24 protein-coding genes are annotated in these 20,311 nt (G+C 47.1%); 17 read left to right on the top strand and 7 right to left on the bottom strand.

The genetic code is table 11. From position 1 onward, the window contains the following. Positions 1 to 49 precede the first annotated feature (49 nt). The 8 genes from H8K32_RS09740 to H8K32_RS09705 all read left to right on the top strand — a co-directional run bounded on the left by H8K32_RS09740 (position 50) and on the right by H8K32_RS09705 (position 6,818). Complete coding sequence (locus H8K32_RS09740; protein WP_186912308.1) at positions 50 to 496, top strand: hypothetical protein; 447 nt, start codon at positions 50 to 52, stop codon at positions 494 to 496. Between the two features lie 322 nt (positions 497 to 818). Further along, entirely contained in the window at positions 819 to 1,811 is a 993-nt protein-coding gene (locus tag H8K32_RS09735; RefSeq protein ID WP_186912307.1) for a LacI family DNA-binding transcriptional regulator, read from the top strand. Positions 1,812 to 1,843: 32 nt separating this feature from the next. Continuing rightward, a complete protein-coding gene (locus tag H8K32_RS09730) occupies positions 1,844 to 3,100 on the top strand; it encodes an AGE family epimerase/isomerase (protein ID WP_186912306.1) in 1,257 nt (418 codons plus the stop codon). Further along, the gene (locus H8K32_RS09725; protein WP_186912305.1) at positions 3,090 to 4,028 is read left to right on the top strand and encodes a carbohydrate kinase family protein; all 939 of its coding nucleotides are present in this window, start codon (positions 3,090 to 3,092) and stop codon (positions 4,026 to 4,028) included. The genes H8K32_RS09730 and H8K32_RS09725 overlap by 11 nt, the downstream gene beginning before the upstream one ends. A 19-nt stretch (positions 4,029 to 4,047) precedes the next feature. Next, entirely contained in the window at positions 4,048 to 4,431 is a 384-nt protein-coding gene (gloA2, locus tag H8K32_RS09720; RefSeq protein ID WP_186912304.1) for an SMU1112c/YaeR family gloxylase I-like metalloprotein, read from the top strand. A 116-nt stretch (positions 4,432 to 4,547) separates the two neighbouring features. After that, positions 4,548 to 5,180 carry a LysE family translocator gene (locus tag H8K32_RS09715; protein WP_186912303.1) on the top strand — a complete coding sequence of 211 codons (633 nt, stop codon included), beginning with the start codon at positions 4,548 to 4,550 and terminating at the stop codon, positions 5,178 to 5,180. Positions 5,181 to 5,419: 239 nt separating this feature from the next. Beyond that, positions 5,420 to 6,436 (top strand): DUF4062 domain-containing protein, encoded by a 1,017-nt coding sequence (locus tag H8K32_RS20575; protein ID WP_186912302.1) that lies wholly within the window; start codon positions 5,420 to 5,422, stop codon positions 6,434 to 6,436. Positions 6,437 to 6,545: 109 nt separating this feature from the next. Next, complete coding sequence (locus H8K32_RS09705) at positions 6,546 to 6,818, top strand: DUF2164 domain-containing protein (protein ID WP_186912301.1); 273 nt, start codon at positions 6,546 to 6,548, stop codon at positions 6,816 to 6,818. A 68-nt stretch (positions 6,819 to 6,886) separates the two neighbouring features. Here the strand turns inward: H8K32_RS09705 and glmU are convergent, their stop codons facing one another. Then, complete coding sequence (glmU, locus tag H8K32_RS09700; RefSeq protein ID WP_186912300.1) at positions 6,887 to 8,245, bottom strand: bifunctional UDP-N-acetylglucosamine diphosphorylase/glucosamine-1-phosphate N-acetyltransferase GlmU; 1,359 nt, start codon at positions 8,243 to 8,245, stop codon at positions 6,887 to 6,889. Positions 8,246 to 8,442: 197 nt separating this feature from the next. Here glmU and H8K32_RS09695 point away from each other — a divergent pair, with 197 nt between their 5' ends. From H8K32_RS09695 to H8K32_RS09675, 5 genes are read left to right on the top strand one after another with little or no spacing between them, the layout of a single operon-like run. Beyond that, positions 8,443 to 9,084: a PepSY-associated TM helix domain-containing protein gene (locus H8K32_RS09695; RefSeq protein ID WP_186912299.1), complete on the top strand. Its 642-nt coding sequence runs from the start codon at positions 8,443 to 8,445 to the stop codon at positions 9,082 to 9,084. Positions 9,085 to 9,117: 33 nt separating this feature from the next. Beyond that, positions 9,118 to 9,636, top strand: coding sequence for a DUF2271 domain-containing protein (locus H8K32_RS09690; RefSeq protein ID WP_186912298.1), 519 nt, complete (start codon positions 9,118 to 9,120; stop codon positions 9,634 to 9,636). A 9-nt stretch (positions 9,637 to 9,645) separates the two neighbouring features. Further along, on the top strand, positions 9,646 to 10,470 hold the full coding sequence (locus H8K32_RS09685; RefSeq protein WP_186912297.1) for a DUF4198 domain-containing protein: 825 nt from the start codon (positions 9,646 to 9,648) through the stop codon (positions 10,468 to 10,470). Between the two features lie 24 nt (positions 10,471 to 10,494). Continuing rightward, entirely contained in the window at positions 10,495 to 11,502 is a 1,008-nt protein-coding gene (locus H8K32_RS09680) for an FAD:protein FMN transferase (RefSeq protein ID WP_186912296.1), read from the top strand. Positions 11,503 to 11,550: 48 nt separating this feature from the next. After that, a complete protein-coding gene (locus H8K32_RS09675; RefSeq protein ID WP_246447253.1) occupies positions 11,551 to 13,005 on the top strand; it encodes a sulfite reductase subunit alpha in 1,455 nt (484 codons plus the stop codon). Here H8K32_RS09675 and H8K32_RS09670 read toward each other — a convergent pair. Continuing rightward, a complete protein-coding gene (locus tag H8K32_RS09670; protein WP_186912294.1) occupies positions 12,999 to 13,463 on the bottom strand; it encodes a nuclear transport factor 2 family protein in 465 nt (154 codons plus the stop codon). The two genes, H8K32_RS09675 and H8K32_RS09670, sit on opposite strands and share 7 nt — an antisense overlap. A gap of 111 nt (positions 13,464 to 13,574) precedes the next feature. Between H8K32_RS09670 and H8K32_RS09665 the strand changes: the two genes are divergently transcribed. Next, positions 13,575 to 14,975 carry a tetratricopeptide repeat protein gene (locus tag H8K32_RS09665; RefSeq protein WP_222613074.1) on the top strand — a complete coding sequence of 467 codons (1,401 nt, stop codon included), beginning with the start codon at positions 13,575 to 13,577 and terminating at the stop codon, positions 14,973 to 14,975. A 71-nt stretch (positions 14,976 to 15,046) separates the two neighbouring features. Here the strand turns inward: H8K32_RS09665 and H8K32_RS09660 are convergent, their stop codons facing one another. Further along, positions 15,047 to 15,388 (bottom strand): zinc ribbon domain-containing protein YjdM, encoded by a 342-nt coding sequence (locus H8K32_RS09660; RefSeq protein ID WP_186912293.1) that lies wholly within the window; start codon positions 15,386 to 15,388, stop codon positions 15,047 to 15,049. Positions 15,389 to 15,585: 197 nt separating this feature from the next. Then, positions 15,586 to 15,882 carry a YciI family protein gene (locus H8K32_RS09655; protein ID WP_186912292.1) on the bottom strand — a complete coding sequence of 99 codons (297 nt, stop codon included), beginning with the start codon at positions 15,880 to 15,882 and terminating at the stop codon, positions 15,586 to 15,588. 177 nt (positions 15,883 to 16,059) lie between these two features. On the opposite strand from H8K32_RS09655, the gene H8K32_RS09650 reads away from it, so the two are divergent. Together H8K32_RS09650 and H8K32_RS09645 are read left to right on the top strand one after the other, a co-directional pair. Beyond that, positions 16,060 to 16,809 (top strand): AzlC family ABC transporter permease, encoded by a 750-nt coding sequence (locus tag H8K32_RS09650; protein ID WP_186912291.1) that lies wholly within the window; start codon positions 16,060 to 16,062, stop codon positions 16,807 to 16,809. Further along, a complete protein-coding gene (locus H8K32_RS09645) occupies positions 16,806 to 17,129 on the top strand; it encodes an AzlD domain-containing protein (RefSeq protein WP_186912290.1) in 324 nt (107 codons plus the stop codon). The genes H8K32_RS09650 and H8K32_RS09645 overlap by 4 nt, the downstream gene beginning before the upstream one ends. A 25-nt stretch (positions 17,130 to 17,154) precedes the next feature. Here the strand turns inward: H8K32_RS09645 and H8K32_RS09640 are convergent, their stop codons facing one another. From H8K32_RS09640 to H8K32_RS09630, 3 genes are read right to left on the bottom strand one after another with little or no spacing between them, the layout of a single operon-like run. After that, complete coding sequence (locus H8K32_RS09640) at positions 17,155 to 17,973, bottom strand: SDR family oxidoreductase (RefSeq protein ID WP_186912289.1); 819 nt, start codon at positions 17,971 to 17,973, stop codon at positions 17,155 to 17,157. Next, positions 17,970 to 18,725: a class II aldolase/adducin family protein gene (locus H8K32_RS09635; RefSeq protein ID WP_186912288.1), complete on the bottom strand. Its 756-nt coding sequence runs from the start codon at positions 18,723 to 18,725 to the stop codon at positions 17,970 to 17,972. Before H8K32_RS09635 ends, H8K32_RS09640 begins: the two co-directional genes overlap by 4 nt. A gap of 50 nt (positions 18,726 to 18,775) precedes the next feature. Further along, positions 18,776 to 19,360: an HD domain-containing protein gene (locus H8K32_RS09630; RefSeq protein ID WP_186912287.1), complete on the bottom strand. Its 585-nt coding sequence runs from the start codon at positions 19,358 to 19,360 to the stop codon at positions 18,776 to 18,778. Between the two features lie 309 nt (positions 19,361 to 19,669). Between H8K32_RS09630 and H8K32_RS09625 the strand changes: the two genes are divergently transcribed. Then, entirely contained in the window at positions 19,670 to 20,089 is a 420-nt protein-coding gene (locus H8K32_RS09625; protein ID WP_186912286.1) for a type 2 periplasmic-binding domain-containing protein, read from the top strand. Positions 20,090 to 20,311: the final 222 nt, after the last annotated feature.

Genomic DNA, 20,311 nt, shown 5'->3' with positions numbered 1-20,311 from the left:
TGTTAGTTTTTACTTCTTATTTTTCCATTACTCAACGTTTGGTTATTTTATGCGCTTACTTTCTATTGTTATTTTGGTTTTGATCTCATTTATCCATCAACCGGTATTCGCTTCGAGTGAATCGGAAGCATTAGGGAAATGCCTTGGCGATTTCACGAATGGTAAAGAACGTAAGGAACTGGCACGCTGGGTTTTTATCGCGATGACTTCTCATCCTGAATTGCAAAGTGTTTCCGCGGTGAAGGACGCTGATCGTGTTGAAGCGAATCAAGAAATGGCGGCATTGGTGACCCGGCTGATTTCTGAACAGTGTGTCGCGCAGACCAAGGCCGTGATTAAGTCCGATGGTAAAGAAGGATTTGTCGCAGCATTTAAAATGCTGGGAGAATTAGCGATGGCTGAAATCATGGGAAATAAAGAAGTAATAAAATCAATTTCAGATTACACCAAATTTCTTGATCAGAAAAAATTGAATAGTGTTTTCGGTTCTAAATAACGCCTATTTGGATCGCACAGTAAACGAACGAAGTTAATCAAAAAATCCGGATTTGCTCCGGGTTTTTTGATTGGGCGATAAAATAATAGTGTTGGGCTTTAACCGCAAATTTCAGTGGTGTGGCCTGGATGCTCCGGTTGTATCGGCTCAATTATCCTTCTTTGCATTTTGTTTAGTAAACATCCTAAACTAATCCCATTTTTCTATTCTTGATTGACCCCAAATTTCTCCCGCTGTATAAATGTCGCTAAAGAGCGGCGCCAATTGATGATAACTGGTGCTTGAATAAATCGTTTAGTACAGTCAATCGGGGGAGTATTGCATGGCGGTCAGCATCAGAGATATTGCCTCTCAAACTGGGCTGTCGGTCGGCACAGTGTCGCGTGCGCTCAAGAATCAGGAAGGCTTGACTGAGGCGACCAGAGTACGGGTGAGTGAGGCGGCGCATGCGCTGGGCTACGACTTTTCTCGCTTAAAGCAAGGCAAGATACGGCGTGTGGTGTTTGTCTTGCATAGACAGCATGAAGGCGAATCTGCGAGTCAATTTTTTTCACCGGTTCTGCAAGGTGCTGAATCCGCATGTCGTCAGGCTGGCATCGCACTGTCCTTGATGACCAGCGGCCCGGCTGAGCCACTACTCGAACACATCCGTCTGCATCAGGCCGATGCAATCATCTGCGCTGGCTACGTTGAGCCAGAAATTCTCACTGCCTTACGCCACACGAATAAGCCGATGGTTTTGATCGATGCGAGACAGTCTGGTTTTAGTTCCGTATGTCCTGATCATCGCTTGGGCGGTTGGTTGGCAACGCGTCATCTAATACAAAGTGGTCGCAAACGTATCGCCATGCTCAGTGGTTCGCTTGCGCATTTCAGCATCGCAGAACGCGCACGTGGGTTCCGGCAAGCCTTGTTTGAAAATAAGATGCTGGCCGATCCTGCGCTTGAAGTATGTCTCAATGATGTACATGCATTAGAACAAAGTGTCGCTGCGGCAATGGAACTTTTGCGCAGATTGCCACAGCCTGTGGATGCGGTATTTTGTTATAACGATAGTACGGCGATAGAAGTACTCAAATATTGTGAACGGCACGGTATCAAAGTCCCGTATGAGATGGCGGTGATTGGCTTTGATGATATTGCGTCAGCGGCGCAGGCAATGCCACCGTTGAGTAGCATTCGCGTCGATAAGCAAGCTTTGGGTTCACTCGGTATTGACTTACTTCTCAAACACACTCCTGCGACTGATACGCCGTTGACCGAATCGATTCAAACAGTCACTCTGGTCGTGCGCGAGAGTAGTAGCGACGACTAATTTATTTCATTTTTCAATTTCAATCTAAGGCTATGGAATTTACCTCAGTCGACTTCTTTTCCGCAGATACTATCTGCAGCCACATCGCCAAGACCATGGATTTTTACCATCCGCGTTGCATTGATCCTAGCGGTGGCTTTTATCATTACTTTAAAGATGACGGCACTGTCTACGACGTACATCACCGGCATTTGGTCAGCAGCACACGCTTTGTGTTTAATTATGCGATGGCATACCGCCATGTTCCAAAACCTGAATATCTGGAACAGGTCAGACATGGCGTGAAGTTTTTACGTGAAGTTCATCGTGACGACCGCACTCGCGGTTATGCCTGGCAACTCGAATGGCGTGATGGTGTGAAGCAAGTGACGGATGCTGATAACCATTGCTATGGCTTGGCCTTTGTCGTTCTCGCGTACGCACATGCGCTGATGGCAGGTGTCAGTGAAGCACGTGCGTATCTGGATGAAACGGTACAACTCATGGATGAAAAATTCTGGAGTGTCACTCATGGTCTTTACGCTGATCAAGCCAGCGCTGATTGGCAAACCGTCGATCGCTATCGCGGACAAAATGCCAATATGCATGCGTGTGAAGCGCTACTGGCTGCTTTTCATGCGACCGGCACAGTGGCATATTTGCATAGAGCTGAGACGCTCGCACTACACATCACGCAACGTCAGGCAGGTTTAGCGCACGGCATGATCTGGGAACACTATGATGCCAACTGGCAGATTGACTGGAATTACAACCTGCACGACAAAGCCAATTTGTTCCGACCATGGGGATATCAGCCCGGGCATTTTACCGAATGGGCTAAACTCTTAATACTGCTAGAAGCCGAGCAAGATCACCTGGCCATGGAGAGCAGCTGGATGATACCAACCGCCGAACATTTATTTAATACTGCTTTACGCAATGCCTGGGATGATCAGCATGGCGGCATTTGCTACGGTTTTGCGCCCGACTTAAGTATTTGTGATGGTGATAAATATTTCTGGGTACAGGCAGAATCATTTGCTGCCGCCGCTTTGCTCGCCCGCCGCACTGGTAAGGAACAATACCGGAACTGGTATGTGAAGATTTGGGAGTACAGTTGGCAACACATGATTGATCATCGTTATGGTGCGTGGTACCGGATACTGTCACATGATAATCAGAAATACAGTGATGAAAAAAGCCCGGCCGGTAAGACTGATTATCACACTATGGGTGCTTGCTACGACGTTTTAAAATGTCTGCCTGGCATGTCTGCGGATATGTTTTCCGGAGCCAGTCATGCCACATAAATTTCCCGCCATTTTATGTGCTGGCGAAGCGTTGACGGATATGATTGCCATCAGTGGAGACGCCATCAATACCTGGCGTAGTCTGGCCGGTGGTGCCCCCTGGAATGTCGCACGCAGCCTTGCCAACGCCGGGATTCGCACTGGCTTTGCCGGGGCCATCAGCAACGATGTCTTTGGCAATCAATTGTATGCCGCCAGCGCCGAAGCTGGTCTGGATTTGCGTTTGTTGCAAAGAAATTCCCATGCGCCTTTATTAGCAATCGTCGCGCAGAGTTTACCACCCAGTTATTTTTTTATTGGTGAAAATAGCGCTGATTTGCATTTCGATCTCAGCTTGTTACCCGGGGGGTGGAGTGATGAACTGGTGTGGGCACATTTCGGTGGCATCAGCCTCGCCCGCGAGCCTTTGGCTTCGACCTTGATCGCACTGGCAACGCAGATCAAATCACGAGGCGTTAAAATCAGCTATGACCCTAACTTCAGAAATGTGATGGACGCGCGTTATGACGCCGTTCTGCAAACGATGATCGGGCTGGCCGATATCATCAAGGTCTCAGATGAAGATTTATGTGGCTTATTCAGAACCACAAACGCTGATGATGCACTTCAAAGTTTGCGGGCAATGAATCCGAAAGCCGTCTGTTTGTACACCCGCGGTGCAGACGGAGCGTCTTTGTATGTTGGTGATGATATCTGGCACGCAGCAACACCGCGCATCGATGTGGTTGATACTGTCGGTGCAGGCGATGCAAGCATGGCGGGCTTGTTGTACAGTTTGTATCAGCATGCCGATCGAAATTGGCAAGCACATTTGCATTATGCGGTTGCCAGTGGCGCTGCCGCTTGCACAGCTGCGGGTGCGCAAATGTTGGCGCCAGAACGGGTCGCTATGCTTTTTTCTGAGCTGCAAACGACAAATGTAATTTGATTTTTTTTAAGATTTTCTTATGTTAAAACGTATTCACCACGCTGCGATTATTTGTTCTGATTATGCTGTGTCGAAACATTTCTATGTAGAGCTATTAGGTCTGAAAGTGCTGGCAGAAAATTTTCGTGCTGCGCGTCAATCATACAAGTTGGATCTGGCTTTGCCTGATGGCGGTCAGATAGAATTGTTTTCGTTTGCTGATGCTCCTGAACGGCCATCGTATCCGGAAGCGCTTGGCTTACGTCATCTGGCTTTTGTGGTAGATGATGTGGCAAAAGCCAAGCAATTGTTGGAAGCGAAAGGCATCGCGATGGAAGATATCCGGATAGATGAATATACGCAACGCCGGTTTGTTTTTTTTGCTGATCCAGACGGTCTGCCTTTGGAATTGTACGAGGCTTAAGATCTGTCTGACTTGACTGCACAGGCAGTCATCGCAATCACATTTTGTAAATTTTTACGATGCACGTCAAATTGTTTTAAGATGAGGCTTCGTACTCACTTCTTTGATGGCATTCTATGAACTTGCATACCTGGTGGTTATTTGTCACGGCGACATTTTTTATTTCTGCGGCTCCCGGCCCCAATATGTTGCTAATTATGAGCCAGAGTGTGCGTTTTAATTTTCGCTCGGCGATGTGCGGTGCGATGGGTTGCCTGACGGCATTGTTTTTGATGATGTCAGCCTCTGCAGCAGGATTAGGGGTGCTGTTGCGCAATGCACCGGCTTTATTTGATATCTTACGCTGGGCGGGTGCTTTGTATCTTGCGTATCTTGGCTATAAGGTCTGGACTGCGCCTGTCAGCGAAGCCACTGTTGATGAGTCAGCAAATTCGGCAATTGTTAAAGCGAGTGGGTGGGAATTGTATCGTGTTGGTTTTGTGACTGCCGCCAGCAACCCGAAAGCTTTATTGTTTGCAGCTGCTTTTTTGCCGCAATTTATTCAGCCGGGTTTGCCACAATTGCCGCAGTTTGGCATCTTATTGGGTAGTTTTACCGTGATAGAGATGAGCTGGTATCTGATTTATGCCCTTGGTGGTTTTAAATTATCAATGTATCTTAAAAAAGCCAGCGTATTGAAAACCTTCAATCGTGTTACGGGCGGCGCATTTATTGGCTTTGCTGCATTAATGGCAGGCATGAAGTCTTGAATAAGGTAAAGCTCATTAGATCGTTTTGAAGGTGGTATTGCCATAAAGCTTATATTGATGTTGTCTGGCGACATTCTTTCTCTGTGAAGTTTGCAAAAAAAATCCGTCGCCATGCTAGTATAAGCAGAGAATATTATGATCGGCGGCATTGCAGTTTTACCGGCCGAAGTCTGCGTAGCTTTTCCGTATCTGGCATTACAAACTTTCGTGTAGCTTTCACCTTTTAGGCGAGAAATTTTATGACAGCGACGATCTTTGTCAGTTCAACACCATTTGATCTGGCTTTACATAGAAAAAAGATTATCGATAGCTGCGGTCAGCCAGGTAGTGCCAGACCAGATGTGACGGTTGTCGCTACTTTGCCCGAGACTTCTGTAGAAAACCGGCTTCACCTTGTTCGGGCAGCTAAGGCGTATATTGGGATTTTCGGGATGATGTTTGGTGATGTCGACCCTGTCACTAAAAAATCTCTGGTTCAGCTTGAGCTTGAGGAAGCATTGGCGCAAAAAATTCCGATGTTGATTTATATCATCGATGAAGATGAACATTGGGTGCTGCCTAAGCATGTGGATACGGGTGAGTCGGCACAACATTTGAGCCAGTTGAAAGGTTTGCTGAGTCAATTTCAGGATGTGCGTTTTTTTGATTCAGCCGATGATCTGGTTGCCAAAGTTCATAATGATTTGTTCCGGGTTTTAGGTGCGGTTGGTTCTATTCCAGCAGCGTCAGCAAAGTCTGCCCCTGTAGCGCCAGTCACGGTGGCAACTAAGCCAGTATCAGAAAAGAAAAAAGCAGAACCAGCCGCACCGGCAGCAAAAACAGCTGCGTCCGAACCTGTAGCGGTAAAAACGGCCACGCCAGCGTCCGCCGCAGGTACGCCCGTCGCTACCCCCGCCGGGGGAGCGCCATTAGCACCTGTTGCTGCAACATCCGCTCCTGTAAAACCGGCTCAGGCAGCCCCTGCACCAGCGGTGCCTGCTTCTAGCCTTGCTTCTAAACGCTATGTTTTATCCCAACCAAAGTTTGAATTTTTCAAAGAAAAGGTCAAACATCTGTTTGGACCTTACATGTCTGATACCGTATTAAAAGACGTGCTGGAATATGTGTTGGCGGGCAACACTATGTCTGCTTCGTCAACGCTGGCGCGTGGTACGAGTCTGTCTTTAGAAGATTCGATTGAAGAAATTCGTAAAACCGAATTGATTATTCTCGATACCGTACAACGTCACGCGGCCCAAAATAACGATCATAAGTAATTGTCGAAAATAATTGTTTTAAAATGAAGCAAGCGGACGGATAGTGTTGAACCACTGTCCGTCCGTTTTTTTTTAGATACCCACTCTTTTACCCACGTTTTTATTTTCCATGACTATTCAGATTGCCAAAGAATCACGCAAAGAAGCGATTGCTTCGATTGAACGTTACGCACGTGAAAATTTTCCTGAACCCATAGGCAGCCTGGAAGCAGATAGTTTGCTGAGTTTCTTTCTGGAGGAAATAGGCCCTTTGGTTTACAACAGAGCTGTTGCTGACGTGCAAGAGCGCTTACAAGCACGTATCATGGAAGTAGATATCGAGGTACATGAGAACGAGTTTCAGTATTGGCGCAGGCAGGATGCGAAGCGACAAAGAAAATAAAGTCTTTGTGTCATTGAAACTGCGTAGGGCGGATGTACCCGCCCTACGTGCAAGTAGTCGTCTCAGGTTTATTTTTTAATCTTTACCGGACGTACCCAGTTTTCTATCGTCAACTGTCGGGCGCGGGATACGGTTAATTTTCCGTCTGGTGCATCTTTGGTCAAGGTTGTGCCAGCACCTAAGGTCGCGCCTTTGCCTACACGCACCGGGGCGACTAATTGACTATCGCTGCCGATAAATGCATCGTCTTCAATGATAGTGCGGAATTTGTTCGCGCCATCATAATTGCAGGTAATCGTACCTGCGCCGATATTCACGCGACTACCAACCGTGGCATCGCCAACGTAGGCCAGGTGATTGGCTTTGCTGTGTGCTGCGATCTGGCTGTTTTTAATTTCAACGAAATTACCGATGTGGACGTCGTCTGCTAATTCAGTACCCGGACGCAAACGTGCGTAAGGACCGATTTGCGATTGTGCGCCGACCTTGGCTTCTTCGATGTGACAGAAGGCTTTAATGTTTGCGCCCGCAGCGATATGCGCGTCTTTGATCACGCAGTTAGCGCCTATCGTTACGCCGTCTTCCAGCGTGACATTGCCTTCAAACACGCAACCTACGTCGATGCTCACGTCGCGACCACAAACCAGAGTGCCGCGCACATCAATGCGTGCCGGATCAAGCAAGTGCACGCCTTGCTCCAGCAATTTACGGGCGATATTGAGTTGATGAATTCTTTCCAATTCTGCCAATTGCACTTTGCTATTGACGCCGAGCGTTTCCCAGATGGCATCTGGCTGGGCAGAAACGACCTTGACTCCATCAGCAACTGCGCGGGCAACGATGTCAGTCAGGTAGTACTCGCCTTGCGCATTATTGTTCGACAGTGTGCTCAACCATTGCTTTAGTTGCTTGGTTGGTGCGATCATGATGCCGGTATTGATTTCAGTGATCCGGCGTTCTGCTTCGTTGGCATCTTTTTGTTCAACGATGCGTTTTATTTCACCGTTTTCACGCACGATACGACCTAAGCCCGTCGGATCTGCCATATCTGCGGTCAGGATCGCTAAACGGTCGTTCCCGGCGACATCTATCAGGCGCTGCAAACTGGCGGCAGTGGTCAACGGCACGTCACCGTACAATACTAACGTCGGCATGCTTTCATCCAGCACAGGAATTGCTTGTGCAACAGCGTGTCCGGTTCCCAACTGTGGTTCTTGTTTGGCAAAACGTAAATCATCCGCTGCAACGCTACTGAGTACTTGCTCACCGCCATGGCCATAGATCACGCAAATTGACGCCACCTTCAGACTGCGGGCAGTATCAATCACATGTAGGAGTAAGGCTTTACCTGCCAAAGGGTGTAAAACTTTTGGCAGAGAAGATTGCATACGTTTGCCCATACCGGCAGCGAGGATCACGACGTTCATAGTGGTGTTTGCGGGAAGAATCGCTCAATAGTGAAGCTTAAGATTTTAACATGCCACCCGGTCATCCCCCTACTTTGTATAGGGGCTCGGTCATTCTAAAAAGACCTGTAAGCGAAAATTATTTAAAAGTCGCGACTTTCGCAGGTTATAATTGAGAATCATTATTATTCTCAATTGCATACAATATTTAAAAGAAAATGGCGTTCCCAGTTTCCCCTTCTCATTCTGATCAGCAGCGACGTGCTTTTTGGTTACGCCATTTACATCAATGGCATTGGATCAGTTCTGCTTTATGTCTCACGGCCATGCTGCTGTTTGCGGTGAGCGGCATCACGCTGAATCATTCAGCACAAATCCAAGCGCATCCGAGAATTTTAAAAAAAGCGGTGCATCTACCCGCTCCGGTTTTGCAGCAATTAAAGCAAGCACAGAGAGACGATAGTCAGACGCTGCCTGAAAACGTACGTGACTGGCTCAAATCGCAACTTGCGATACGCGTCGAGCAGCAAGTGCCAGAATGGACACCGGAAGAGGTGTATGTCGCACTGCCACGCCCCGGTGGTGATGCCTGGTTACGTATAGGTCTTGGCGACGGCGCGCTCGAATATGAACTGACAGACCGCGGTTGGATCGCGTACATCAATGATCTGCACAAAGGCCGCAATACTGGTGTGGTATGGAATTACCTGATCGATGCCTTTGCTGTGTTGTGTCTGATATTTTGTATGACGGGTTTCTTTTTATTGAAGATGCACGCAAAGAACCGCCCTTCGACCTGGCCCATCGTCGTTTTTGGCGTGGTGCTGCCTATGTTGCTGGCACTGACTTTTATTCATTAATTTCGCAATTTTTTCCGTTTTAAAGGACTTTTCATGCAAAAAATCCTCCCGTTCGCCATCGGTACTCTGCTGGCAGCACCTGCTATTGATGCGGTTGCAGCGGACATGAGTTTGAAAATTGAAGTGCCGCGTCTGAATGTCGCTGAATACCATAAACCTTACGTTGCTATCTGGTTAGAAAAGCCAGATCAGACTTTTGCCGGCAATCTGGCGGTTTGGTATGACCTCAAAAAACGCAATAACGAAGGTACCAAATATCTGAAAGACTTGCGCCAATGGTGGCGCCGTAGTGGTCGCGAATTGACGATGCCAGTAGACGGTATCAGTGGTGCAACCCGTACGACAGGCGAACATAGCCTCAGCTTTGCTGGTGACAAAGGTGCGCTGGCTAACTTGCCTGCTGGCGATTATCAATTGCTGATAGAAGCAGCGCGCGAAGATGGCGGTCGCGAAGTTGTCAAAATTCCTTTCCATTGGCAAGCTAAACAAGAGCAAACCTTGCAGGCGCAAGGGAAGACTGAGCTTGGCATGATTTCACTCAATATCAAGTAAGGCACCGCTATGTCATTTGCTTCCTCTTCCTTCATACGTCAGACAATCACTATTTGTGTGCTGGCTTGTACCAGCTTGACGGCACATGCACATCATCCATTTCTGGTGCCTTCATCGACGGTAGTTTCGGGCGATGCCCCGTGGGTATTGGTTGACGCTGGTGCTGCAAGTAATGTGTTTGAATTTGATCACGCACCTTTGCAGTTTGATAATCTGGGCATTATTGGTCCTGATGGTCGCCAGATAGCACCTGACAATATTACCCGTACTCGCTTTCGCAATAGTTTTGAGCTGCAACTCAAACAAGTGGGTAGCTATAAAGTCGACATCCTCAATCAAGGTTTCTTTGCTACCTATAAAGATCAGGGCGAAATAAAACGTTGGCGTGGCGCAGCCTCAGCAATCAGTAAAGAAATTCCGGCAACTGCCACTGAACTGCAAATCAATGAGCGCATTAGCCGCGTTGAAACCATCGTCACCAACGGCAAACCCGGCGGCAAAGCGATGGACGCCAACGGCAAGGGATTAGAGCTCGCCTTCATTTCACATCCGAATGATTTGGTCGAAGGCGAAACAGCCCATTTCCGATTGCTGTTAGATGGCAAGCCGGCAGCGAACGTGCCAGTGGAGATTATTCCTGGTGGAAAGCGTTATCGTCAACAATTAGAGAATCAGAGCCTCGTCACTGATAAGGACGGTAATGTGAATGTTAATTGGAAAAACGCTGGCTTGTATTGGCTGCAAGCGGAGGTCAAAGACAACAACAATGCAACGCCGCCAGCCACTTCACGCATCGCTAGCTTCGTCATCACGCTGGAAGTTTTACCGCAATAAGACTGTTCACCTTAACTATCAAGCATGCGCCACATTTACATTCCCATCGAGCCGACAACGCCACGCGACTTGCCAAAGCATCTGCAAACACTGCACTTGCATGGCGATAGCATGGGAACGACGTGGAGCGTGCAACTCATAGGTGATGCGAGTCTGTCAGCTCTTTTCCTGCAACAAGGTTTGCAAGAAAAATTAGATCAGATCGATTCACAAATGAGTACTTGGGATGTCAATTCTGATCTGTGCAGATTTAATCATGCTGCTGCAGGAACCTGGCATCAACTGCCATCAGAATTTTGTCAGGTACTCGACTATGCCATTTATCTCGCGCGCCAAACCACTGGCGCTTACGATCCTGCGGCAGGTAAGTTGGTCGACCTATGGGGCTTTGGGCCGCGAGCGCGAGGTAAAGACTTTCCAGACGCCGATAGCATCAGCAAAGCAATGTCGGGATGCGGTTGGCGTGATGTAAAGTTTGAAGCCATCACAGGCCGCTTGTTACAAGCAGGCGGCATCAGTCTGGATCTTTCTTCTATCGCCAAAGGCTATGCCGTTGATCAGCTGGCACGATTTTTGGACGCGCAAAATGTATCTGGCTATTTGATCGAAGTCGGTGGAGAGCTCCGTGGTGCCGGCATCAAACCTGATCACTCACCGTGGTGGGTTAGCATAGAACGGCCTGACAGTGCATCGCTGACCGGGCGACCTGAACATATGGTGGCATTACATGACCTATCGATCGCTACATCAGGAAATTACCGACAGTTTTTTGAACATGAAGGAAAACGTTATTCGCATACGATAGATTCACGTACTGGCTACCCGGTCGATAATCATCTGCTCTCTGTGTCGGTACTCCACCGTGAATGCATGGTCGCTGATGCGTTGGCAACCGCCTTTACTGTAATGGGGTCTGACGCAGCACTGGTGTACGCGAATCAGCATCAGATTGCAGCAATATTTTATGAACAGGAAGGCGATACCATTTCTGAAAAATTGAGTGCCGTCATGGTTGCCATGCGAGATGAATAAAATATGCATGTTTTTTTTCGAAATGCGACACCTTTGCCAAGAATTTTTTTGACTGCATGCGTTGTCTTACTGGTCCTCAGCGTGATGAGTTTATCAGGTCTGAAGTATGCTTTTCTTCAGCATGAAGGCCTAGCTCAGATATTCATTACAGCGACCTATGCATGTTTTTGTTTTTACTGTTTCTTGCAGCACCAAGCCAGACAACACCAAAGTAGCCAATTTGCTTCGCAAAGCAATCAGAGCGAACCGGAAAAACATTATTGCATCACCTACGCGAGTCAGACTGGCTATGCGGCACAACTTGCTGAAAAAACTGCGCAATATCTACAACAGGCCGGGATGTCAGTTGAGGTGCTTACGCTCAATCAACTGTCACTCGTCAAATTGACAGCACAAAAAAACATACTGTTTATCGTCAGCACCACGGGCGAGGGCGATGCACCTGATAATGCCGACTTATTCACCAGAAAAATTCTCTCTGATGCAATCAATTTGCAGCATTTACGTTATGCGATATTGGCTCTTGGTGATCGTCATTACCAGCACTATTGTGCATTTGGTTTGCGGCTTGAACATTGGCTGCAGCACCATCAAGCTAGAGCTTTATTTGATCTGGTCGACGTCGATAATGGCGACGAAGCCGCATTGCGCCATTGGCAGCACCAACTCGGTGTACTCAGCGATCATACAGAAATCGCTGACTGGAATCCGCCCATTTATACAGCATGGACGCTCAGCGAACGGCATCTGCTCAATCCAGACAGTCTCGGTGCGCCTGTATTTCATCTTCGCTTAACGCCACCGGATTTGTCCGCGCAAGATTGGCAAGCAGGGGACATCGCTGAGATTGATCCCGAATACGTTTTTGAAGCAGAGGTATCAGGCAAGCAGCAAGTGCGTTTGCCACACCGCGAATATTCAATTGCGTCTATTCCGAAGGATGGGCAACTTGATTTACTGGTGCGCCAGATGCGCAGGCCGGATGGCACTCTGGGATTGGGATCTGGTTGGCTGACTGCCCATGCGCAGATAGGGCAGGCGATTGCAGTACGTATCAGGAGCAACCCGCACTTCCAGGCACCGGCAGATGATTGTCCATTGATTTTGATCGGCAACGGAACTGGTATCGCCGGTTTGCGAGCGCATTTAAAAGTACGCGCGGCGAGAGGCATAGGTGCCAACTGGCTATTTTTTGGCGAACGTCAGCAAGAGCGTGATTTCTTTTTTAGCGAAGAAATTCTGGACTGGAAAAACGGCGGTATTCTTACTGAACTCAATCTGTGTTTTTCACGTGATCAGGCTGATCGCTACTATGTGCAACATGCACTGAAAGAACGCGCTGCCAACGTACGGAATTGGGTAGAACAAGATGCTGTGATATTGGTCTGCGGTAGCTTAAAAGGTATGGCAGAAGAGGTTCACAGTAGCTTGCTAGAGATACTTGGTACTGAAAAGTTGGATCAACTCATCGCAAGTCATCGTTACCGACGTGACGTTTATTGAACGGCAGGCTTTGATTCTGAATGCGTGATACCACTGTGTATCGTCTTATTTCCATCACTCCAGAACACTTTTTGGACAATACGGCTGATGCGCCATCCTTCACTTTGGCGACTGAGACCAAACTGATACAGACAATGTGTATGCAAGGTTTCGCCTGAAGCGTTCTTTCTATAGATGACCATCGATACCTTGGCATTTGCTTCATCACCGTTCACATCGATTTCCGTATTCGTACCTAAATGATGGGTTTGTAATTCATGCAGCGCAGATCGACGCATGTCGGCGAACTTTGCTGGGCTCATTATTTCTGGCGGCGTGCCACGTAAATCGGAATAGTCAGTGTAAATGCTGTCGCAAAGGCAATTTTGTAGACCAGCCCAATCTTTAAGATCAAAGCAATTCGCAAATCTGGCCAATAACTGTTGAATATGGAATATGTCAGAAAAATCGTGCATCATGCTCGTATCCACATAAAAAAAGACAGTCAATATTATGCCGCAAATTAGCTTTACAATCATGCTACGATTTTAGTGCTTCTTTATTGGTATCCATCTTGGTTTTCGCATTGAATGAGCACACAGAATATGACGACTGACAATCTGGAAAAGCTGTTTTTGGAAGGCAATGCACTCATGAATTCGGGCGACTTTGACGCTGCAGAACAATGTTTTTTGGCAGCGTTAAAGATCGATGCGCAATGCGGTGAGGTGATGGCGAATCTGGCTTACCTGCACGAGCAGCGTAGCAATTTTATCGAGGCTGAAAAATTTTATCGCCAGGCACTAAGGCTGTTGCCACAAACAATTCAGATTTATCTGAACTACGGCGTCATGTTGGTCAAGCAAAAGCGCTTTGCCGACGCAGAACTGATTTATCAAACTGCCTTACAAATTGCGCCAGAAACGCCGTCCACCTGGTCAAACTATGGCGTGTTACTGGCTTGTACCCATAGGGAGTCAGAAGCGGAAGAATGCTACAGGAAAGCATTGTCAATTGATGGCACCTATCGCAAAGCAAGATTTAATCTTAGTTATATCTTATTGCGGCAAGGTCGGTATGAAGAAGGCTTTTTCTGTCTTGAGTCACGCGATTGGCAAGATCTTTTTACGAGCTATTTTGATTTTCCGCGTTGGCAAGGTGAATCTTTACAAGGCAAGTCTATCGTGATTTGTTTTGAAGGCGGTTATGGCGACATGATACAGTTTTGTCGCTACGCATCGGAATTGAAAGCGAGAGGTGCCAGCAAGGTCAGCATTATTTGCCATCCTGCCTTGACCGAATTACTTATCCGTATAAATGATGTTGATGAGGTTTATTCTTACGAACTGAATGTGGATAAATCAGGCTGGGATTTTTGGACGCCCATCATCAGCTTGCCCTATTTTTGTGGTACCCATCTCAACACGATACCAGCGTCATTACCTTATCTGAGCGCTGATCCCGATAAGGTGGCAGCATTGAACACCTTATTTTCAAACGACAAATTTAAAGTTGGCATTGTCTGGCAAGGAAATACCTTATTTGAAAACAATGAAGATCGTTCAGTTGCGCAGCTTGAAACCTTAAGACCGATACTCGAGGTGGCAGGCATACAATTCGTCAGTCTGCAAAAAGGCGCTGGCGAAGTGCAAGTGCGCGAGTACACCGGTACTGCGCCGCTAGCAGGTGGCGCAGTTATTCAAAATTTTTCGGATACCGCCGCCTTGATTGCGCATCTGGATTTGGTAATCAGTGTCGATACTTCCGTCGCCCACCTGGCTGGTGCCTTAGCTAAACCATGCTGGGTTTTGTTGCCTCAATACCGGACCGATTGGCGTTGGCTCAAATATCGTCTTGACAGCCCGTGGTACCCCGAAGTGATGCGCCTATTCCGACAGATGCCTGATGAAGACTGGTCGGCTGTCGCACATAGAGTTGCGTTGGCATTAGAAATTTGGAAAGCAGAACAACTTTTGAATCTCCATAAATAAAAACCGGCGAGGCAAATAACTCCGCCGGTTTTTTGATCAGATCAGAGTCTGATCAACACCAAACTTCGCTCTTACACCTTTTTAAGGTAGCAAGCTTTGAGCATAAAACTACCGCCATCCATCTTGCAGTCCACCTCGTGATCGCCACCAACAATGCGTATACTTTTGATTTTGGTGCCCATCTTTAAGGTCGTTGATGAACCTTTAACTTTCAGGTCCTTAATTAACACTACCGCATCGCCATCAGCTAATACATTGCCGTTTGAATCTTTAACGATGCGTTCGTCATTATCATCCGCGCTGGCAGCGGCGACTTGCGGCCATTCGTGACCACAATCGGCGCAGACGTAATTGTCGGCATCAGGGTAGGTGTTTTCCATGCCGCATTGTGGGCACGCAGGTAAGCTGGACATGTTGATCTCTTCAAATTGCATAATAGAGCCGACAGTATACTCGACCCGTTACCGACACCCGAATTTTTGGTAAAGAGCTTGTGTTAGTTCAATGTATTGATGTTGCAATATCTATCTGAAAACGCGGGCATCATTAGCTATGAGTTGAAAGTCCGATTGACATTGGCGGGTTGCACCTGCCATTCACTCCGCATGCGTTATAACATCACCTTGCGATCTTCATTCGCTTTTGACCAATGCAGGATGTCGTAACTTTGTCGCAAACCACCAATATAAAAAGGATCGGTCTTCAATAGCTCTTCAAGTTGATTTTTTGAATCCGCCTCCGCGATCCAGAGTCCACCTTTTGGTACTTGTCCTAATTCTTCACGTAATGATCCACCGATAGGGATGATGTGCTTGTTCATTTCCAGCCACTCAATATGTGCACTCAAATTCTCTAAGCGCACATGGGCTTTTCCTGGTTGATCGGTGAATATGACGGCAAATAACATGGATGTATCTTCCTGTGACTATTTAATGGTGACCTGAGCTTAGATATGAAGCCTTAAAATACTACATTGAAGGTCGTTTTAGGAGCGCGCGCTTACTTGCGTCGTAAAATAATTTCACCTTTGAGTATGCTTAAACTATTAGCAACGTCATGTATACTCTTTGCAAAAGGAGACCACATGAGTAATGATAAAGTGCCGTTGCCAGTGAGCAATTTTAAACGAGCCAATTTCGCGCGTGGTGCACGAGATACGATTCCCATGTTGTTGGGCGCTGCGCCGTTCGGCATGATTTTTGGCACCTTGGTTTCTGCCAGCCCTATGATGCCTTGGCATGGGCAATTGATGTCCTTATCAGTGTATGCGGGATCGAGTCAGTTCATTGCCACCGGACTCATTGCCAGCCATGCTGGTATGTTGGTAATCTGGCTGACAACGTTTATCGTCAATCTCAGGCATATGCTGTACGCGGCAACCTTGCTGCCGCACGTCGCCCATTTGTCAGCACGTTGGCGCTGGTTACTTGGTTTTTTATTGACTGATGAAACCTTCGCAGTGGTTGCCGGACATCATCAACAAGCTTTGACCGTCGATGAGCGTCGTTACGCGCATTGGTATTTTCTTGGATCAGGGTTGGCGATGTATAGCAATTGGCAGTTGTGGACGCTGGTTGGTTTGTTGTTTGGTACCTTGTTTCCTGGTCTGCAAAACATGGGGCTCGATTATGCGATGGTGGCGACGTTTATTGCGATCATCGTACCGCAGTTAAATCGCTTACCGTATTTTGCTGCTGCGATCGCAGCGGGTAGCTTTGCATATCTTTTGCAAAATCTGCCGTATAAATTGGGTTTGCTCAGTGCAGTTTTTGTTGGGGTGATGGTCGGGGTAGTGCTGTCACGTTCTTCAGCAATCGGGAAGGAGGCAGCATGAATTTCACTTTGCTGATACTGGGCATGGCGATCATCACCGTATTGATCAAAGCGATTTTTTTTATCTTAGGCGATAGGCTGGTATTTCCTGCATGGTTGAATTTGGCATTGAGTTTTGTGCCCGTGACGGTGTTGACGGCGATTATTACACCAATGATTTTGTCACCACATGGGAAAGATTTAGAGCTGAATTTGCGCAACCCACAATTGTTAGCGTCGTTAATTGCAGTGCTTATTTGCCTGATCAGCCGACGACAATTGTTGACCATTGCCGTGGGCTTGCTAAGTTTCTTCTTTTTTCAATGGTATTTTTCGACGTGACAATTGTCGCTCACGATGTCAGGTATCAATGTGGGCGAACTTCTTTTTTTAATGCCGTCATTGCCAGCTTTTCAACCAGACCAGGTACGATGAGTTTCAACCAGCGCGCTAATTTTCCTTTGCCAGTCATGACGACCTCGCGTTTGTTTTTCTCCATGCCTTCAATAATCAAGCGTGCACATTCGGCGACGGCCATTGCATTGTCTTCTTTTAAGCCACTGCTACCGGCAGGATTTCCGGCTGCGTTGTAACCGTGGTAACGGATACGGGTGGCAACCACGCCGGGGTAGGCGAGGGTAATGTGTACACCGGTTTCACTGATCTCGCTGCGCAGGCTTTCAAAAAAGCCATTCATGGCAAATTTGCTGGCGCTGTAAGCGGTACGGCCTGGCACTCCTACTAAGCCCGCGAGTGAAGATACGGCAACAATATTGCCGCGCGTTTGCTTTAAAAATGGCAGTGCTGCGTGCGTGCACCAGACACTGCCCCAGAAATTAATCCGCATCAGTTCTTGATACCAGCCAAGGTTCTCAACATCGCTAAACAATGCCTGCGCAGATTTTCCGGCATTGTTAATCAAACCGTCTATACTGCCGAAGTTTTCTATCGTCGCACGTATTAGCCGACGACATTCTGCTTCTGAACCAACATCCGTCTTGACGACCAGGCAGGCACTGCCAAATGCTTTGCATTCTGCAGATACTTCCAAGAGTGCATCCTGATTTCGTGCTGCCAACACTAGCCCTAATTTGACACCATATTTTTGTGCTAATTGGCGCGCTATCTCCGCGCCTATCCCATCTGATGCGCCAGTAATGATAATGACTTTGTGCCGTTCTATCATGATGCATAGCTTTCATCGATACGGTTGAGTTTCCGAATGAGCGAAGGCCAGACAAACGCGCCGCCAAGGCCGCCAGTTTGGACCCGCATAGCTTCGGCGACGCCTTTGACGATCTCGGGATGTACTTGCACCAATTCACCTCCGGCTTGCGCTGATAATTGAATCTGACAAGCGGATTCAAAGGTGTACATCGATAAAAAGGCATCTGCAATAGATTTTCCTGCAGTTAATAAACCATGATTACGCAGCATCATGAAATTTGCTTTGCCCATATCTGCTTGCAGACGTGGTTTTTCATCATCTCGAAATGCGACACCCTCATAATCATGATAGGCCAAAGATGCCAGCACAAAAGTTGATTGTTGCGAAATCGGCAGGATCCCACATTTTTGTGCACTGACAGCAACACCTGCGCGGGTATGCGTGTGGATGACGCATTGCACGTCCTCTCGCGCCGCATGGACTGCGCTATGAATCACAAAACCAGCTGGATTCACTGGGAATGCTGACTCAATAACTTTATTGCATTGCTGATCGACTTTGATCAGGGATGACGCAGTAATTTCATCGAACATCAAGCCATAAGGATTGATCAGAAAATGATGGTCTGGTCCGGGGATGCGCACGCTGATGTGTGTGAATACCAGATCGCTCCAGCCATATAGGGCGACCAAACGGTAGCAGGCAGCAAGATCCACCCTTAATTGCCATTCTTCAGGGCTGACTTGATTTTTTAGTGAAGGGATAAGCATTTTGTCTCCAATTGTTTTTGCTTTTTAGATTGAAAGAAATCGCGAGATATTTAATTTTTGTCAGTCAGTGCTGCCTGATAAATAGTATTTTTAGGCTGTGCAAACAGGCGTCTCAACATCGGCTCGAATTCAATAATCGGAAACGTTTCTGCGTGTGGATCAAAGGAAGGGTTGTCGTAGAGTGCACAGAATTCTGCTGTTTTTTCAAAATGGGGATGCGTGCGGAATTGTTCTCGCATGTCGCGATCCATTCCTAAGTGATGGAAAAAATAATGTCCCTGAAAAATGCCGTGATGTTGCACCATCCACAGGTGTTCTTCGCTGACAAAGGGTTTCAGAATCGCGGCGGCAATGTCGGGATGATTGAAGCTGCCTAAAGTATCGCCAATATCGTGTAGCAGCGCGCAACAAACATATTCTTCACTCTTGCCATCCCGCAATGCACGGGTTGCTGTTTGTAATGAGTGGGCATAGCGGTCGATAGGAAAACCGCCATAATCACCTTCTAATAATTGCAAATGTTTAATAATGCGGTCAGGCAATTTTTTGGTAAATTGCATGAATTCACCACCGATGATTTGCCAGTCTTGCTGGGTGCTGTCCTCCATGCGGACGAAATGGGCACGATGTAGCATTGGTCTCACTCCTGTTGAATATTCTGACACCAGCGTATAGCGACGAAGAACAGCATACTGCCAAATATTCTACATTTGATTTTCACTTTATTACGTATGAATGATCGTAACAAAATGTCAGTACTGTTTCTAATGAGGTAAAGCAGTCGATTCTCGTCAGCGCACATACTTTTACTACTCAGGCGTGATCCATCCGGGTTTATTGTAGTTTGCATAGAACGATCAGCAAATGAGGGTTTCTAGTTGTAGAACCTTGATCCCTCATCTATTCTGACAGAGTGTCTATGTTGACAACCACGAGCCCTGAAGATGCTATTTCGCCGATTTCACTTCTTTTTTTTATTCTTCGGACTAAATATTTTGTTTGCGCAGGGTGTTGTTGCGCGGTGTTCGCGTTCGGTTAACGTTGCCTTTTCTTTATCTGGTTTTCAAGTCGCGCTGAAAGATCAAGTTCTTGTTGGTGTCTATCCTGATGTGTTAAAACGGATATCGAGTAAAGACGGTTGTGAATTTGTTTTTTCCGTTGTCCCAAGAGCGAGACAGGAATTGATGTTTAAAAATGGTCAGACTGACCTGATGATTCCTGCCATCCGAACGACAAGACGTGACGAGAACGGTATTTTCGTACGTTTAGTATATAGCCGTGCAACTTTGATTTCGATTCATTCCGGGTGGCCGGCGATTTCGACAAGTTTTTGTTTGGAGAAATCAAAGACGATCCCCGGGTGAGTGATTTGGTCAGTAAATTGCATTACGACACGATTTCAGAAATTCCGTGGATGGAAAGCGGTGTCTATTTATCCCGTAGGTCGTTAAATAATGAGGGCGAATTCTAGGATGAAGTGCAATTTATGAACGGTATCGGTTAATGAGGGCAAGATGCGATAGCATTTGTGCCTTTTTGACCGGCCAGTCGAAATTGCATAATGAACTACACACATCTCACCCAAA

It is taken from the genome of Cognatundibacterium jejuense (genome assembly GCF_014284255.1).
In the GTDB taxonomy this organism is placed as follows: domain Bacteria; phylum Pseudomonadota; class Gammaproteobacteria; order Burkholderiales; family Burkholderiaceae_D; genus Undibacterium; species Undibacterium jejuense.
The sequence above is the reverse complement of the archived record's forward strand: the minus strand, read 5'-3'. Positions and strand labels throughout refer to the sequence as shown.